This window comes from Occultella glacieicola (genome assembly GCF_004353825.1).
GTDB classification, from domain to species: domain Bacteria; phylum Actinomycetota; class Actinomycetes; order Actinomycetales; family Beutenbergiaceae; genus Occultella; species Occultella glacieicola.
In genome coordinates this window covers 117,810-131,866 of record NZ_SMNA01000002.1, presented here as the reverse complement: position 1 = coordinate 131,866, position 14,057 = coordinate 117,810, and the positions used below count along the sequence as shown (strand labels likewise).

At 72.9% G+C, this 14,057-nt stretch carries 10 protein-coding genes; 8 read left to right on the top strand and 2 right to left on the bottom strand.

Annotation, left to right across the window (positions count from 1 at the left end):
- Nucleotides 1–73: 73 nt before the first annotated feature.
- Nucleotides 74–1,264, bottom strand: a complete 1,191-nt coding sequence (locus EXU48_RS03465) for a cystathionine gamma-synthase (protein WP_133106203.1) — start codon at nucleotides 1,262–1,264, stop codon at nucleotides 74–76.
- A gap of 15 nt (nucleotides 1,265–1,279) precedes the next feature.
- A complete protein-coding gene (locus EXU48_RS03460) occupies nucleotides 1,280–2,644 on the bottom strand; it encodes a cystathionine beta-synthase (RefSeq protein ID WP_133106202.1) in 1,365 nt (454 codons plus the stop codon).
- Between the two features lie 339 nt (nucleotides 2,645–2,983).
- On the opposite strand from EXU48_RS03460, the gene EXU48_RS03455 reads away from it, so the two are divergent.
- The 8 genes from EXU48_RS03455 (at nucleotide 2,984) to cobA (ending at nucleotide 14,020) form a co-directional block, all read left to right on the top strand.
- Nucleotides 2,984–4,162 carry a baeRF2 domain-containing protein gene (locus EXU48_RS03455; protein ID WP_133106201.1) on the top strand — a complete coding sequence of 393 codons (1,179 nt, stop codon included), beginning with the start codon at nucleotides 2,984–2,986 and terminating at the stop codon, nucleotides 4,160–4,162.
- 117 nt (nucleotides 4,163–4,279) lie between these two features.
- Entirely contained in the window at nucleotides 4,280–4,585 is a 306-nt protein-coding gene (locus tag EXU48_RS03450) for a chorismate mutase (RefSeq protein WP_133106200.1), read from the top strand.
- 134 nt (nucleotides 4,586–4,719) lie between these two features.
- On the top strand, nucleotides 4,720–6,102 hold the full coding sequence (locus EXU48_RS03445; protein WP_133106199.1) for an MFS transporter: 1,383 nt from the start codon (nucleotides 4,720–4,722) through the stop codon (nucleotides 6,100–6,102).
- Between the two features lie 22 nt (nucleotides 6,103–6,124).
- Entirely contained in the window at nucleotides 6,125–8,290 is a 2,166-nt protein-coding gene (locus tag EXU48_RS03440; protein ID WP_133106625.1) for a molybdopterin oxidoreductase family protein, read from the top strand.
- Nucleotides 8,287–9,933 carry an FAD-dependent oxidoreductase gene (locus tag EXU48_RS03435; RefSeq protein ID WP_235856811.1) on the top strand — a complete coding sequence of 549 codons (1,647 nt, stop codon included), beginning with the start codon at nucleotides 8,287–8,289 and terminating at the stop codon, nucleotides 9,931–9,933. Before EXU48_RS03440 ends, EXU48_RS03435 begins: the two co-directional genes overlap by 4 nt.
- Before the next feature lie 84 nt (nucleotides 9,934–10,017).
- Nucleotides 10,018–12,708: a nitrite reductase large subunit NirB gene (gene nirB / locus EXU48_RS03430; protein WP_133106198.1), complete on the top strand. Its 2,691-nt coding sequence runs from the start codon at nucleotides 10,018–10,020 to the stop codon at nucleotides 12,706–12,708.
- Nucleotides 12,705–13,130: a nitrite reductase small subunit NirD gene (gene nirD, locus EXU48_RS03425; protein WP_133106197.1), complete on the top strand. Its 426-nt coding sequence runs from the start codon at nucleotides 12,705–12,707 to the stop codon at nucleotides 13,128–13,130. The genes nirB and nirD overlap by 4 nt, the downstream gene beginning before the upstream one ends.
- Nucleotides 13,127–14,020 carry a uroporphyrinogen-III C-methyltransferase gene (gene cobA / locus EXU48_RS03420; protein ID WP_235856810.1) on the top strand — a complete coding sequence of 298 codons (894 nt, stop codon included), beginning with the start codon at nucleotides 13,127–13,129 and terminating at the stop codon, nucleotides 14,018–14,020. The genes nirD and cobA overlap by 4 nt, the downstream gene beginning before the upstream one ends.
- The last annotated feature ends 37 nt before the right edge of the window (nucleotides 14,021–14,057 follow it).

Below are 14,057 nucleotides of genomic sequence, written 5' to 3'. Positions count from 1 at the left end.
CACGTGGGAACGCACCGTCCGTGTTCTCCTGACGGGAAACGTGGGTAGGCGGGTGCACGACCCACGCTTCGAATCAGCCGAGCCGGCCCAGCGCCTCGTCCAGGTCCGCGATCAGGTCGCCGACGTCCTCGATCCCGACGGACAGCCGCACCACGTTCTCCGGGACCGCGAGTTCGGTGCCGCGCACCGACGCGTGCGTCATCTCCGGCGGATACCCGATGAGCGACTCGACCCCACCGAGCGACTCGGCCAGCTGGAAGAGGTGCGTGCTCTCCGCGAGGGTGCGGGCCGCCGTCGGGCCGGCCGTGAGGCCGAGCGAGACCATGCCACCGAACCGGGACATCTGGGCGGCGGCGATCTCGTGCCCCGGGTGGCCGGGCAGACCGGGGTAGTAGACCCGCTCGACGGCCGGATGAGCGGCGAGGTGCTCGGCGATCGCCTGGGCGTTCTCGCTGTGCCGCTGCATCCGCACCGAGAGGGTCTTGATGCCGCGGGTGGTGAGCCAGGCGTCCAGCGGAGCCGAGACCGCGCCGGCCGCGAACTGGATGAAGCCGAGCTTCTCGGCGAGTTCGTCGTCGCTGAGCAGCACGGCGCCGCCGAGCACGTCGGAGTGACCGCCCAGGTACTTCGTCGTGGAGTGCACCACCACGTCGGCGCCGAGGGTGAGCGGCGTCTGCAGGGCGGGTGTGGCGAACGTGTTGTCGACGACCACGAGCAGGCCGGAGTCGTGACCGAGCGCCGCCAGGGCCGCGATGTCGGTGATCTTCATGAGTGGGTTGGAGGGGGTCTCCACCCAGAGGACCTTCGTGCTGGGCCGGATCGCGGCGCGCACCGCGTCGAGGTCGCCCATCTCCACGGTGGTGATCTCGATGCCCCACGCGCCGAGGATCTTCGAGATCAGCCGGTGGGTGCCCCCGTACACATCGTTGCCGAGCACGATGTGGTCGCCGGGGCGCATCGCCGCCCGCAACAGGGCGTCCTCGGCGGCGAGGCCGGAGGCGAACGAGTACCCGTGCGCGGCCCCCTCGAGTGAGGCGAGCTGGGTCTGCAGCGCGTCGCGGGTCGGGTTCGCGCTGCGGTTGTACTCGTAGCCGCCGCGCAGGCCCCCGATGCCGTCCTGGACGAACGTGGACGTCTGGTAGATCGGGGGGATGACGGCGCCGGTGGTCGGGTCGAACGCCTGACCGGCGTGGATGGCCCGAGTATCAAAGGCACTGTGGGCACTGTGGGCACTGTGGGCGTCGTTCCCGTGGTCATCGTGCATGGTGGGTTCCTCTCCTCAGACGCCCGCGTACGCGAGCAGGTCGTGGCGGGTCAGGACGCCGACGGGCTTGCCCGCCTCGGTGACGAGCAGGGCGTCCGCGTCGGCCAGCGCGGTCCGCGCGGCGCGGATCGACTCGGTCGCGCCGATCAGGGGCAGCGGCGGGCCGATCACCTTCGAGACCGGGTCGGTCAGCTCGACCTCACGGGAGAACACGAGATCGACGAGGGTGCGCTCGCTGATCGAGCCCGCCACCTCACCCATCACCACCGGCGGCTCCGCGGACAGGATCGGCACCTGGGAGACGCCGTACTCGTTCAGGATGTCGATCACCTCCCGCACGGTGTCCGCCGGGTGCACGTGCACCAGGTCCGGCAGATGCCCCGTCTTGGCGCTGATCACATCGGCGACGGTGCGCTCCTCGGAATCCGGGGCGAACCCGTAGGAACGCATCCAGCCGTCGTTGAAGATCTTGCCGAGGTAGCCGCGGCCGCCGTCCGGGAGCAGGACCACCACCACGGCGTCGGGCCCGAGGTTCTTCGCGGCGCGCAGCGCGGCCACCACGGCCATGCCGCTGGACCCGCCGACGAGGATGCCCTCCTCCTGCGCGAGCCGCCGCGTCATGGCGAACGAGTCGGCGTCGGAGACGGCGATGATCTCATCGACCACCGATGGGTCGTAGGCCCCCGGCCAGAAGTCCTCACCGACGCCCTCGACGAGATAGGGGCGGCCGGTGCCGCCGGAGTAGACCGAGCCCTCCGGGTCGGCGCCGACGATGGTGACGGCGCCGTCGGAGACCTCCTTGAGGTAGCGGCCGGTCCCACTGATCGTGCCGCCGGTGCCGACGCCCGCCACGAAGTGCGTGATCTTCGCGTCGGTGTCCCGCCAGATCTCGGGTCCGGTGCTCTCGTAGTGGGAGCGTGGCCCGTTCTGGTTCTCGTACTGGTTCGGCTTGAACGCGCCCGGGATCTCAGCGGTGAGCCGGTCGGAGACGGAGTAGTAGGACTCCGGGCTGTCCGGGGCCACCGACGTCGGGGTGACCACGACCTCGGCGCCGTACGCGCGCAGCACGGCCCGCTTGTCCTCACCGACCTTGTCCGGCACCACGAACACGCACCGGTAGCCGCGCTGCTGGGCCACCAGTGCCAGCCCGACGCCGGTGTTGCCCGAGGTCGGCTCCACGATCGTGCCACCCGGGCCCAGTTTGCCCTCGGCCTCGGCCGCCTCGATGATCCTCGTCGCGATCCGGTCTTTGCTGGACCCGCCCGGGTTGAAGTACTCGACCTTGACCAGCACCGTGGCCTCGAGCCCAGCAGTGACGTGCTTGAGCTTGACGAGCGGGGTGTTGCCGACGAGATCGACGATGGACTCTGCGTACTTCATCTCGGTGTCCTTGCGTGGGTCTGGATGCGGGGTGTTGGCCGGGACCGGCCCGTGTTCGGGAGGGTGTGATCGGCTGCGGCCGGCCCGTCGTCGGGCCGTGCGGTCAGGCGGGGTGCGACGGCGTGCCGGTTGAGGCGAACGCGCCGCGCGGTGTGGGTCGGAGCTCGGCTCAACAACAACACAGGCGGATGCACAGGACCATGGCTCGACTCTAGCCGACGCCCGGCGCGTCGTCGGCCCGGGCCGAAGCCCGTAAGCAGTGGCGCGGACCCTGCGGGTGATGCAAGGTTGGGGGACAGTTGCACCCAACGGGATCCGAGCAATGTTGCGGAGGAGCACATGCGCCTGAACGTCCCCGAACTGCCGGCGGGGGAGCCGGTGGTGACCGTGATCCTGGACGCCACGCGAGCCAGTGAGAGCGGCGACCAGACTGTGCTCGGCCGATGGGCCGATCTGCGCCGTCAGTTGCACAAGCAGGGCGCCGACGGCGCGCTGCTGGAGGCCATCGAGGACTGCGTGTCCCGGCCAACCTGGCTGAGCGGACCGCACGGCCGGGTGGTGGTCGCGGCCGGCGATCGGGTGTACCTGGACCGGTCCTTGGCCTCGCCGCCGGGTGTGGACCGTGCGGTTGTCGGGGACGCCCCACACGTCTTCGCGCTCGCGCGCGTGGCGGACTGCGGGGTGCGGTACCTCCTGGTCACGGTCGACCGTGCGGGAGCCGACCTGAGCCTGCACGACACGACCGACCTGCAGGCCACCCGGGAGCAGCACAGCGTCGAGGGTGATCATGACGAGCTCGCCAAGCCCCAGCTCGGTCCGCTGGCGCACAAGCGCATCGAGAACCGCGCCGAGGACTCCTGGGAGCGCAACGCCGAGGTCGTGGCCGCCGAACTGGACCGCGTGGTCGCCGCACGAAGGCCCGAACTCGTGCTGCTGACCGGAGACCTGCGCGCGGTGTCCCTGGTGCGGGCCGAGGTGGGCCAGCAGGTCGCGGAGATCCTCATGGAGATCGAGGGTGGCGCCCGCACCGAGGGGGTGAACACCCGCGCGTTCGACACCGCGATCACCAACGCGCTCGAGGCGTTCCGGCTCCGGCGCCGGGAGGTTGCCCTGGACCTTCTGCGCCAGGAGCAGGGCCGCGACGGCGCCGCCGTGTCCGGCGTCGAGGACGTCGTGGACGTGTTGCGCAAGGGACAGGTGGCGGAACTCGTGGTCACCGAGGAGGTGGCCGGGCCGCCGTCGGCGATCGCGGAGCGGCTGCTCTGGGTGGGCCCGGGCGCCCTCGAACTGGCCCTGACCCGCTCCGACCTGACCGACCTGGGCGTGAGCGAGCCGCGCGAACTGCGCGCCGACCTCGCGATCGGCCGAGCCGCGCTGGAGCAGGGCGCCGGCATCACGGTGGCGGACGCGGCGTCGGTGACCCTGATCGACGGCGTTGGCGCGGTGCTGCGGTGGAACGACGCCGCCACGCCCGGTGAGACCGCCTACACGCGCAGCACGGACCGCGGCCGGGTGTAGGTCCTGACGGCGCGGGCCGGGCCGGCCCGCGGTGCCGGGTGGTCCGCGGTGCCGGGTTGCGCCCGAGCCGTGGGACCGGTGCGCATCGGAGGCCCTCCGGTGCCTAGGATGCCTGCCATGAGCGAGGGAACCGAGACCGACCTCCCGGACGAACTGATCCGGATCCGGGGGAGCATCGACAACATCGACGCCGCCCTCGTGCACCTGCTCGCGGAACGGTTCAAGTGCACCCAGACGGTCGGCCGGCTCAAGGCGCGCACCGGACTGCCGCCGTCGGACCCCGCGCGTGAGGAGCGCCAGATCCAGCGGCTGCGGGCGCTCGCCGAGGAGGCCGGCCTGGACCCGGTGTTCGCGGAGAAGTTCCTGAACTTCATCGTCGCCGAGGTGATCCGGCACCACGAGGACATCGCGGCCGAGGGCTGAGAGGTCCTCCCTTCACAGCCACCCCGTCCTGTCTGTGCGGAATTGATTACGGCCGGGTAACCACTCGCGCAGGCGGGTGAAACACGCGATTCCTACCGTCCTCGGTACTGACACCGAGCGCGTGAGGAGCCGCCATGTCTGCGCCAGTGACACCGACGAGCATCACCGAACCGACCACCGACCACGGTGCCGCGACCGCGGCGGCGAGTGCCACCGTCGGGGGGATCACCCGCCGCAGCGGGCGCTGGATCGACCACTGGGACCCCGAGGACCCGACGTTCTGGCGCGGCGGTGGCGCGAAGGTCGCCGGCCGGAACCTGCGGATCTCGATCTTCGCGGAGTTCCTCGGCTTCTCGGTGTGGGCGCTCTGGTCGATCGTGGTGCCGCAGCTGGGTGCGGCCGGGTTCGCGCTCACCGTGGACCAGCAGTTCTGGCTGATCGCGGTGCCCTCGCTGGTGGGGGCGACCCTGCGGATCCCCTACACGTTCGCGGTGCCGGTCTTCGGCGGCCGGAACTGGACCGTGGTGAGCGCGCTGCTGCTTCTGCTGCCCACGATCGCCCTGGCCGTCGCGGTTCAGCACCCGCAGATCCCGTTCGGGGCGCTGCTCGCGATCGCGGCCCTCGCGGGCGTCGGCGGCGGCAACTTCGCCTCCTCGATGGCGAACATCTCGTTCTTCTTCCCCGAGCGGGAGAAGGGCCGGGCCCTCGGGCTGAACGCCGCCGGCGGGAACCTCGGCACGGCCGCGGTGCAGTTCGCGGTGCCGCTCGTGATCGTCACCGGCGCGGGCATCGCCCTGGAGCGGGCCGGACTGATGCTGATCCCGTTCATCCTGCTGGCCGCGTTCCTCGCCTGGCGGTCCATGGACAACCTCTCGACGGCGACGGCGGACCTGCGCTCGTTCGCGGCCGCGACCCGCAACCGGCACACCTGGATCATCTCGTTCCTGTACATCGGTACGTTCGGGTCCTTCATCGGCTACTCCGGGGTGTTCCCGACGCTGCTGCGCGGGCAGTTCCCGACCGTGACGCTTTCCATCGCGTTCCTCGGCGCGCTCGTCGGCTCCGTGTCGAGGCCGCTCGGCGGCATCATCGCCGACCGGGTCGGCGGCGCACGGGTCACGATCGCGTCGTTCGTGGTGATGGGGCTCGGCGCGGCCGGGGCGATCGCGGCCCTGGACCGGGGCAGCTTCGGCCTCTTCTTCGCCTCGTTCCTCGTGCTGTTCGTCGCGACCGGGGTCGGCAACGGGTCGACGTACCGGATGATCCCGGCGGTCTTCCGGGCCGACGGCGGTGGGCCGGCCGCGGTGAAGGCCGCCGCCGGGTGCATCGGTATCGCGGGCGCGATCGGGGCGTTCGGCGGGTTTCTCATCCCACGCGGGTTCGCGGCGTCGAATGAACTCGCGGGCTCGCTGGCGCCGGCGCTCGCGATCTTCATCGCCGTGTACGCGGCGATGGCCGTGGTCACCTGGGCCGTATACGCGCGGCGCGGGTCCGCGATGGCCACGGCCGGGATCTGAGCGGCGCGTGACTGCCGGCACCATGTCCCACTGCCCGTACTGCGCGTTGCAGTGCGCGATGACGCTGACCCCCGCGGCGCCGGGCACCACGACGCCGGTGACCATCGGGCCGCGGCAGTTCCCGACGAACCTCGGGGGCCTGTGCCAGAAGGGCTGGACCAGCGCCACCGTGCTGAACACCCCGGACCGGATCACCACCCCGCTGCTGCGCGGCCCGGACGGTGACCTGCACCCGGCCACCTGGGACGAGGCACTCACCGTGATCACCACCCGGATCGAGGCGATCTGGTCCGCCCACGGGCGCGACGCCGTCGCCGTGTTCGGCGGCGGCGGGCTCACGAACGAGAAGGCGTACGCGCTCGGCAAGTTCGCCCGCACCGTCCTGCGCACCCCGAACATCGACTACAACGGCCGGTTCTGCATGGCCAGCGCCGCGGCCGGGGCGAACCGCAGCCTCGGCGCGGACCGCGGGCTGCCGTTCCCGCTCGCCGACCTCGCCGGGGCCGGCGCGGTCATGCTGCTCGGGTCCAACCTCGCCGAGACGATGCCGCCGTCCGTGCAGCATCTGGCCGGGGTGCGTGAACGCGGCGGTCTCGTGGTGGTGGACCCGCGTCGGAGTACGACGGCGGCCCTCACCGGGGCGGGGCCGGGCACCGGCGAGGGTGGGGTGCACCTGCAGCCGGTGCCCGGCACGGACCTGGTGGTCCTGCTCGCGCTCACGCACGTGGTGCTCACCGAAGGGCTCGCCGACCAGGCCTACCTCGCCGACCGCACCACCGGCGCCGCCGACGTGCAGCGCTCGGTGGCGGCGTGGTGGCCCGAACGAGCCGAGGGCGTGTGCGGGGTGCCGGCGGCGCAACTGCGGGAGGTGGCCCGGTTGCTCGCCGCCGCCGCGCCGGCACACGGGGGTCCCGGTGCCTACATCCTCACCGGACGCGGCGTCGAGCAGTCCAGACAGGGCACCGCCACCGTCACCGCCGCCATCAACCTCGCCCTGGCGCTCGGGCTGCCCGGCCGCCTCGGTTCCGGCTACGGCGCCATCACCGGGCAGGGCAACGGGCAGGGTGGGCGCGAACATGGCCAGAAGTCCGACCAGCTGCCCGGCTACCGCAAGATCGACGACCCGGCCGCCCGCGCCCACGTCGCACGGGTCTGGGGCGTGGAGGAGGCCACGATCCCCGGGCCCGGCAAGCCCGCCGTGCAGTTGTTGACCTCGCTCGGCACCCCGGGCGGCCCCCGGGCGCTGTTCGTGCACGGCTCGAACGTGCTCGTCAGCGCCCCGAACACCGACCGGGTCGCGGACCGGCTGGCTGCCCTGGACCTGCTCGTGGTGTGCGATTTCGTCCCCTCGGAGACCGCGCTCCTCGCGGACGTGGTGCTGCCAGTCACCCAGTGGGCGGAGGAGGAGGGCACCATGACCTCGCTCGAGGGCCGTGTGATCCGACGGCGCCGCGCCGTCGACGCCCCCGGGCAGGCCCGCTCGGAGCTGTGGATCCTCGCCGAGCTGGCCCGCCGGCTCGGCTCCGACGTCCACTTCGAGACCGACCCGGCCGTCGTCTTCGACGAACTCGCCGCGGCCTCCGCCGGCGGGATCGCGGACTACGCCGGCCTGAGCCACGCCCGCCTCGACGCCGACGAGGTCGACGGCGGCCCCGGCCTGTTCTGGCCGGTCCCCGGGCCGGACCACCCGGGCACGCCGCGGCTGTTCCTGGACGCGTTCCCGACCCCGGACGGGCGGGCCCGGATGATCGCGGTCGACCACGTCGGCCCGAGCGACGACGTCCGGCCGGACGCGCCGATCTATCTCGTCACCGGCCGGGTGCTGCAGCACTACCAGTCCGGCGCGCAGACCCACCGGGTGCCGGACCTGGAGCGGATCAGCGGCGAGCCGTTCGTGGAGCTGCACCCCATCCTCGGGTTCCGCCTCGGCATCGCCGACGGCGACCGGGTCCGGCTCACCTCCGCACGCGGCACGGTCCAGGCACCCGCACGCTGGACCGACCGGATCCGGCCGGACACCGTGTTCATGCCGTTCCACTGGAGCGGCGCCGGCAGCGTCAACCGGATCACCACCGACGCGACCGACCCGATCTCGCACATGCCGGAGTTCAAGGTCTGCGCCGTCTCGGTGACCCCGATGGTCCCCGTCGCCGAGCCGATGGCCGCAGCGCAGGCGGTCGCCCCGTGACCGCAACCACCAGGATCGTCGTGGTCGGCAACGGCATGGTCGGCTCCCGGTTCGTCGCCGACCTGACTGCCCGGGACGCCGACGCCGAGTTCGACGTGACGCTGCTCGGCGAGGAGGAGTACCACCCCTACAACCGGGTGCTGCTCTCCGAGGTGGTCGCCGGCAAGGTCGACATGTCCGCCCTTGCACTGCCCGAGCCCGACGGCGACCGGGTGCGCGTCGAGCGCGGCGCCCCGGTCATCGCGATCGACCGCGCCTCGCGGACCGTGCTCACCAGTTCCGGGTCGCACCGCTATGACCGGGTGGTGCTCGCCACCGGCTCGGTCGCCCGGATCCCGGACCTGCCCGGGCTCGAGTGCGACCTGCCCGCCGGCGTGCACGCGCTGCGCACCCTCGACGACGCCCGCGAGATCGTCGCGGCGACCGCGAACGCCCGCCGCGCCGTCGTCATCGGCGCCGGGGTGCTCGGCCTGGAAGCCGCGTGCGGGCTGGCCCGCCGCGGGCTCGAGGTGGCCGTGATCCACGCCGCACCGACCGTGATGGACCGCCAGCTCGACGCCGACGCCGGCCAGGTGGCGCAGGCTTCCCTCGCCGGCCTCGGCATCGCCGCCTGGACCGGGGCCAGGACCCGGCGGGTCGTCGTCGAGGAGGGCCGGGTCACCAGCATCGAGGTCGACGCAGGGGAGCGGCCGGTCACCCTGGCCGCCGACCTGGTGGTCCTCGCCTGCGGCACCACCCCGGAGGTGGCGCTGGCCCGCTCCGCGGGCCTCGCCGTCGACCGCGGCGTGTTGGTCGGCGAGGACCTGGCCAGCCCCGACGACCCCAGGATCTTCGCGATCGGGGACTGCGCCCAGCCGCCCGAGGGTGGGGCCGGTCTGATCGCCCAAGGGTGGGACCAGGCCCGCCGGCTCGCCGACCGGCTCTCCCGCCCGGGACAGGGGCCGCCGTCCGCGGCCCGGCCGGAGCGGCCGAGCATCGCGCTGCGGCTCAGCCTGAACGCGGGGGTGGTGTCCCGCCCGGCCGGGCTTGCGGCGACGCCTGCCCTAGCCGCGGGCACCGACGTGGTCCGCCTCAAGGCCGCCGGTCTCGAGGTGGTGACGATGGGCGTCAGCGGCACCCGGCGACGCCGGGACCCCGGCCACCGCTCAGTACGGTTGTCCGACCCGGCCTCCGGCCGCCACGTCGAGGTGGTCGTCGCCGACGGGCTGCTCGTCGGCGCCACCTGCGTGGGGGCGCCCGAGGTGGCCGCGGACCTGAGCGCCGCGTACACGCGCCGCACCCCGGTCCCCGCCGACCCGGCGCAGTTGCTGATCCGGCCCCTCGCGAGTGCCGCGGCCCCCGCGGCCACTCCGGAGCGGATGCCGGACTCGGCCACCGTGTGCCTGTGCAACGGGGTCACCAAGGGGGACATCGTGACGGCCTGCCGCGACGGCGCCCACACCGCCGCGGACATCGCGCGCGCCACCCGGGCGACAACCGGGTGCGGCGGCTGCAAGGAGACCGTCTGCGGGCTGCTGGACTGGCTCGGCGCAGCCGAGCGACCGACCCGGCCAACGCCGTCGGGCCGCAGCGACGCGATCTCTCACCCTGCTCGGGCGACGCGTGAGAACAACGTTACGACCGGGCAACGGGCGGGGCACTGACGTGAAACCGCCGCCTCATAGCGTCACCGACATCGCCCCACCACTGCCGATCGGCAGCGGTCGACGATCACCGGAGGAGTCCAGATGAGCCAGAGCGGAAACCAGCCCAAGCACCTGGTCGTCGTCGGTGGCGGTATGGTGGCCCAGCGCCTCGTGGAGGCCCTGCGCGCCCGGGACGGTGCCGGCGCCTGGCGGATCAGCGTGTTCGCCGAGGAGGCCGCGAAGCCCTACGACCGGGTGGCCCTGACCTCCTACTTCTCCGCCCGTGACCCCGAGGAACTCACGCTCGGCGACCCGGAGTTGTGGGAGGACCCGCTGGTCACGCTCCACCGGGACTGCGCGATCACCACGATCGACCGGGACTCCCACCAGGTCACCGACCGGCTCGGCCGCACCCACCACTACGACGAGCTCATCCTCGCGACCGGTTCCAGCGCGGCGATGCCGCCGATCCCCGGCAACGACCTGCCCGGCGTGTTCGTCTACCGCACCATCGACGACGTCGCCGCCCTGCGCGGCTGGGTCGAGGACAAGCGCGCCGCCGCCGGCAAGGGGAGGTCCACCGACTTCGAGCGCCCGGTCCGCGGCGCCGTCATCGGTGGTGGCCTGCTCGGCCTCGAGGCCGCCGGCGCGCTCAAGGCGCTCGGCGCGCAGGCCACCGTGATCCAGTTCGGCACGCACCTGATGGACGCCCAGATCGACCTCGGCGGCGGGCAGGCCCTCAAGCGCCTCATCAACGACATGGGCATCGCCGTGCGCACGGACACCGCCACCGCGCAGCTGCGCCCGTCCCGCCGGAGTGGTCACGTGGGCCGGCTCGACTTCGTCGACGGCGGCCGGCTCGACGTCGACGTCGTGGTCGTCGCCACCGGTGTCCGTCCCCGCGACGAGCTGGCCCGGGCCGCCGGCCTGGACATCGGGGAACGCGGCGGCGCCGTGGTGGATCTCGACTGCCGCACGCAGGACCCGCACGTCTGGGCGGTCGGTGAGGTCGCCTGCATCGAGGGCCGCTGCATCGGCCTCGTCGCCCCGGGGTATGCGATGGCCGAGGTGGTCGCGGACCGGCTCCTCGGCGGCAAGGCCACGTTCCCCGGCGCGGACACCGCCACCAAGCTGAAGCTGCAGGGTGTCGACGTGGCCAGCTTCGGGGACGCGTTCGCCCGCACCGAGGGCGCGATGGAACTCGTCTGGGCGGACCCGGTGGCCGGCGTCTACAAGAAGCTGGTGCTCTCCGACGACGCCCGCACCCTGCTCGGCGGCGTGTTCGTGGGGGACGCGAGCCCATACGCGTCGCTTCGTCCCATGGTCGGAAGCGAGCTGCCGGGCGATCCGGGCGCGTTCCTGCTGCCGGAGTCCACCGGCGGCGGCGCGGCGAGCCTGGAACTGCCCGACGCCGCCACCGTGTGCTCCTGCAACAACGTCACCGCCGGGACGATCCGAGCCGCGGTCACCGAACACGCGTGCACCGACGTGGCCGGCGTGAAGGCCTGCACGAAGGCCGGCACCTCCTGCGGGTCCTGCCTGCCGCTGGTGAAGAAGCTCACCACCACCGAGCTCGAACGGGCCGGTGTGGAGGTCTCGGGCGCCCTCTGCGAGCACTTCGACCTGTCCCGGGCGCAGCTCTTCGACGCCGTCCGGGTCGCGGAGCTGCACACGTTCAGCGAGATCATCGGCCGGTTCGGCGCTGTCGGGACTCTCGGCTCCGTCAGCGCCGCTTCCGCGGAAGTGCCCGACGGCGTGGGGCCGGGCCGCGGATGCGACATCTGCAAGCCGGTGGTCGCCTCGATCCTGGCCTCCCTCGGCAACGGGCACATCCTCGACGGGGAGCAGGCCACCCTGCAGGACACGAACGACCACGTGATGGCGAACCTGCAGAAGGACGGCACGTACTCGGTGGTGCCGCGGATCCCCGGCGGCGAGATCACCCCGGACGGGCTGCTCGTCATCGGGCAGGTGGCCAAGGACTTCGGCCTCTATACGAAGATCACCGGTGGCCAGCGCATCGACATGTTCGGCGCCCGGATCGAGCAGCTCCCGCAGATCTGGCGACGGCTCGTGGAGCACGGCTTCGAGTCCGGGCACGCCTACGGCAAGTCGCTGCGCACCGTGAAGTCCTGCGTCGGGTCCACCTGGTGCCGGTACGGGGTGCAGGACTCGGTCGGCATGGCCGTCGAGCTGGAGCTGCGCTACCGGGGTCTGCGGTCCCCGCACAAGCTCAAGCTCGGCGTCTCCGGGTGCGCCCGTGAGTGCGCCGAGGCCCGCGGCAAGGACGTCGGCGTGATCGCCACGGACAAGGGCTGGAACGTCTACGTCGGCGGCAACGGCGGGTTCACCCCGCGGCACGCGCAGCTGCTCGCCGAGGACCTCGATTCCCGCGCCCTGATCCGCACCATCGACCGGTTCCTCATGTACTACATCCGCACCGCGGACCGGCTGCAGCGCACCGCGCCCTGGATCGAGGACGTCGAGGGCGGCCTCGACGGCGTCCGCGAGGTCATCATGAACGACTCCCTCGGCATCGCCGCGGACCTGGACACCGCGATGGCCGCCCACGTCGGCAACTACGAGGACGAGTGGCGGGCCGTCCTGGAGGACCCGGAGAAGCTCCGCCGGTTCGGTTCCTTCGTGAACGCCCCGGCCACCGCCGACCCGGACCTGGCCTACGTGCCCGAGCGTGGTCAGATCCGCCCAGCCACCGAGGCGGAACGCGAGGCTGCCGCCGAGACCGGCGCGCCCGTCCTGATCGCCGGCGCCACCCTGGCGGTCCGCTCATGAGTACCACCGCCAGCACCGCCACCGCCGCGGACGAGGCGAGCACCGCCGTCGGGCGTTGGGTGCGCGTCTGTCTGCTGCACGACCTCGCGGTCGAACGCGGCGCCGCCGCGCTCGTGGACGGCGACCAGATCGCCCTGTTCCGGCTCCCGGACGACTCCGTCCGCGCGGTGCAGCAGCGCGACCCGTACAGCGGCGCGAACATCATGTCCCGCGGGATCGTCGGTACCCGGCAGGGTCGGCCCACGGTCGCGGCACCGATGTACAAGCAGGTGTTCAGCCTCGAGACCGGCGCCTGCCTCGACCCGGTCGGGTACACCCCGCTCGACCCCGCGCAGGCGAACCTGCGCACCTTCCCGGTGCGGGTCACCGATGGCGTGGTGCAGGTGGGACTGCTCGACGGCGCCGCGGAGCCGGCCGCGTGAGCACGCAGCGGGCGGGTGCTGCGGCAGGTGCCGCATGTGCCGCAGGGGCCTCCGGCGGCGTCGGCCGGGTGATCCTCGTCGGCGGCGGCCCGGGCGCGCTGGATCTGCTCACCCTGCGGGCGTGGCGGGCACTGCAGACGGCCGACGTGGTGGTGGTGGACCGGTTGGCCCCGACCGAGGTGCTCGACGACCTGCCGCCGCACGTCGAGGTCATCGACGTCGGGAAGGTGCCCGGCCACCACCGGGTGCCGCAGGAGGAGATCAACGAGATCCTCCTCGAGCAGGCCCGGCGGGGCCGCGTGGTGGTGCGCCTCAAGGGCGGCGACCCGTTCGTGTTCGGCCGCGGCGGCGAGGAGGCGATCGCGTGCCGGGAGGCCGGCATCGCCGTCGAGATCATCCCCGGGGTGAGCAGCGCACTGTCCGTTCCCGCGCTCGCGGACATCCCGGTGACCCACCGCGGCACCGTGGCCGCGTTCCACGTGCTCAGTGGCCATGACGGACTCGACGAGGCGGCCGTCACCTGTCTGAAACACCGCAGCGCTACCGTCGTCATCCTGATGGGCGTCGCGATGCTGGAGCGGATCGTGGACCAGGCGCTGGCCGCCGGGTCCGCCCCCGGCCTGCCCGCAGCCATCGTCGAGAACGGGTCCACGCCGGCCCAGCGGGTCACCCGTGCGCCGCTGGGGGAGCTGGTCGCCCGCGCCGAGCAGGTAGGGGTGCGCAATCCCGCCGTGATCGTGCTCGGCGACGTCGCCGCGCCGGGCCTGCTCACGCCGGCGCCCACCAGGGACCACGGGGTGGCGGGTCGCCCGGCTCGGGTGCGCTCCGGGTTCGACCCCGAGCATGCGGGTCACGACGTGGCGCCCGGCGCCCGGGTGCTCCTCGCGTGAACCGCGAGGACCTGCCGTCGGGCAGGCCCGCCCTCGG